The following is an 828-nucleotide window of genomic DNA, read 5'->3' as shown; positions in this document are numbered from 1 at the left end:
TCAACAGTTCGCTTAAATTGACTGACAAACCATTATCTTGTAATATTTCTTCAAACTGTTGGTAGGTTAAATCAGGCATGATTTTTGCTTTCTTTTCCGGAAAAGTCGCTTGAAATTTTTTGTTAATATCTTCTGTTTTAGACTCTAGTACAATTGCTGTGGATGTGAAAGTCAAAATTGTTTCAATGAAATCAATATCAGTATTAGATAATCCTTTACTTCCTAACCATTCACTAACAGTTTCATTTTCCATACTATTTCACTCCTAAAAAAATAACCAATCAGCACCGCGAATTGCCCAAGCTACAGCGATTGATATATTTTCAGCTACTCCTTTGCTAACCCTTGTGTTATCTTTAAACCATACAGGAAGCTGAGTACGAACTTCATTAGCTGCGTTGGCCCCTGCATTTTCAAACTTCTGGAATAACAAGGGTGTAAAATATAGACCAAGTGCCGTTTTAACTGCAACAGCGCGGACACACGCATTTCCACCTGTTGAATATGGGCCTCCAGCAGCGTGATGACCTCCCCACAGTCCTGCATCGGGTTGTCTCGCAGACCCAGCAATGCGCGAATCTCGCTCAACGTCATGTCGAGCGAACGGCAATGACGGATGAATTGCAAGCGCTCAATGTGCGCCTCACCGTACAACCGAAAGTTGCCACCGCTTCGCGCTGGCTTTGGCAGTAGCCCTTCCTTCTCGTAGTAGCGGATGGTCGCAGATCGGAAGCGCGTCGTTCCGGGACAGTGGGCAGCTCTCGGCGGTCGGCGTATCATTAATAAAAGCGCAATGCGTCAACCTCGTAGACTGTGGACCGTCTGACC

Annotated in this window: 1 protein-coding gene and 1 pseudogene; both read right to left on the bottom strand. The window is 45.0% G+C overall.

Annotated features, from left to right (window positions below; all coding sequences use genetic code 11):
- Window positions 1–253, bottom strand: a 253-nt coding sequence (locus BTM36_RS28075; protein ID WP_139347262.1) for a hypothetical protein, incomplete at its 3' end; no start/stop codon positions are given.
- A 194-nt stretch (window positions 254–447) separates the two neighbouring features.
- A pseudogene (locus BTM36_RS23655) lies at window positions 448–780 on the bottom strand (MerR family DNA-binding protein); the annotation flags it as partial.
- Between the last annotated feature and the right edge of the window lie 48 nt (window positions 781–828).

Source organism: Herbaspirillum sp. VT-16-41 (genome assembly GCF_001994935.1).
In the GTDB taxonomy this organism is placed as follows: Bacteria; Pseudomonadota; Gammaproteobacteria; order Burkholderiales; family Burkholderiaceae_D; genus Herbaspirillum; species Herbaspirillum frisingense.
This window is presented reverse-complemented; position numbering and strand designations above follow the sequence as displayed.